General features: G+C 69.1%; 1 protein-coding gene. It reads right to left on the minus strand.

Annotation, left to right across the window (positions count from 1 at the left end; translation table 11 throughout):
* Nucleotides 1-2,046, minus strand: a 2,046-nt coding sequence (locus DID99_RS36420; RefSeq protein ID WP_260444793.1) for a TonB-dependent siderophore receptor, incomplete at both ends; no start/stop codon positions are given.

Here is a 2,046-nt window from a genome sequence, read left to right on the forward strand (position 1 = left end):
GGGAACAGGTACGCGTCGCCCTGCTGCTCGCCCGCGTCGCGCCAGTAGAACTTGTTGAACAGGTTGTCCACCGACACGCGCAGCACCGTGCGATGGCCCGCGATCTTCGTCGTATAGCGTGCGCCGAGATTGAACACGAACCACGACGGCACGCGCGCGGTGCCCTCCTCGTTCGCGTTGCGCGCCGCGCTGTACTCGACGCCGCCGAGCACGTTCAGGCCGGCAACGCCCGGCACCGCGTAGTCCGCATACAGCGATGCGCGCAGCGCCGGCACGTTGATGATCTGGTGCCCTTCGTACGCCGGCGAACCCGCGTCGTACGCGCGCGCGCGAATCGCCGCGACGCTGGCCGTCAGCCCGAGCCGCTCGGTCACGCGCCCGGCCGCGCCGAACTCGATCCCCTGGTGGCGCTGCGTGCCGCGCTGCACGAACGTATAGCTCGTGCCCGACGCATCGGGGTCGGCGAACTGGAACGGCTTGCTGATCGAGAACACGGCGGCCGTGAGGCTCAGCCGGTCGAGCCAGTCGTATTTCGCGCCGAGCTCGAACTGGTGCGATTCGACCGGCGGCAGGAACGCATACGCGTTGGTCGCGCGCACCGGCGCCTGGTCGCCGAGCGACAGCGCCTTGCTGTACGACGCGTACAGCGACAGCACGTTCACCGGCTTGTAGACGAGCGCGACCTGCGGCAGGAACACCGAGCGGTCGGTGTGCGTCGCGTCGCCGTCGAGGCTGCTCCAGCTGCGCTGGCGCAGCAGCACTTCCTTGCCGCCCGCGAGCACCTGCCAGTGCTCGCCGATGCTGATGCGGTCGAGCCCGAACACGCCGTACTGCCACGCGTCGAGCTGCGGATACGACGGCCCGGCCGCGTTCGGCGACGGTGCGAACGCGACGTCGGGCCCATAGATGTTCTCGCTGCCCACGTAGTCGTACACGGCATTCGCCATGTGCACGACGCGGCGCTGCACGCTCACGCCGAGCGTCAGCTCGTGCCGCAGCGGCCCCGTCGCGAACTTGCCGGTCGTGACCGCGCGCAGGTCGTCGTTGCGGCGGTATTCGCCCGGGCTGCGGAAGTCGTACACGTCGTAGTCGCCGTTCGCGCCGAAGAAGAACGGCGACGTCGTGCCGGCCGCGCAGCTCGCCGCGTAATAGCAGCCGTACGCGAACGCGCTGTTGTCGTCGATCATCGTGCGGCTGCGGCCGGCGGCGACGTAGGCCTTCCAGTCGTCGTTGAACTGGTAGTCGAAGCGCGCGTTCAGGTTCAGCGCATCGGTCGTCACCGGCTTCGCCCACGGCTGCGTGCCGAGCGCCTTCGACGTCGTCTTGACCGACGGCACGACGGTGCCGCCGAGCAGCTGGTAGCCGGGCGCGGAACGCTGGATCCACTGCTGGAATTCCGCGTTGAACTGCAGGCTCGCGCGCGGGCTGATGTCCCAGTCGGCGGCGATCGAGCCGAACGTGCGTCGTCCGTTGGTGCCGTCGATATAGGAGTGCATGTTCTCCTTCGCGGCATTGATCCGGAAACCGAACTGATTGTCGGGGCCGAAGCGGCGGCCGAGATCGACGGACGCCGACGTCGAGCCGCGGCTGTCGACGCCGCCCGTCACGCTCGCGACGTTCGCCGAACGCTTCGTCACGAAGTTGATCACGCCGCCCGGCGCGACCACGCCGCTGTCGATGCCGGCCAGCCCCTTCAGGATCTCGACGCGCTCCTTGTTCTCGAGCGGCACGTTCTGCTCGCCGGACACCGTCATCCCGTCGATCCGGATCGCGCTCGCGAGATCGACCGGAAAGCCGCGGATCGCGAAGCCTTCGAAGTAGCCGACCGGCGCGTAGTCGTTGACGACCGATGCGTCGTTGCGCACCACGTCGCTCAAGCGCTTCGCCTGCTGATCGTCGATCAGCGCCCGCGTGACGACGTTGACGGAGGCCGGCGTGTCGCGCAGCGGCGCATCGTCGAGCCCCGCGACCGACGCCGTGCGTGCGCGCAGCGTGTTGCCGCGCTCGCCGCTCACCGTGATCGCCGGCAGCGTCGTGCTGCCGGCC

Origin of the sequence: Burkholderia sp. Bp8986 (assembly GCF_003854225.1) — a bacterium.
Classification (GTDB): Bacteria; Pseudomonadota; Gammaproteobacteria; order Burkholderiales; family Burkholderiaceae; genus Burkholderia.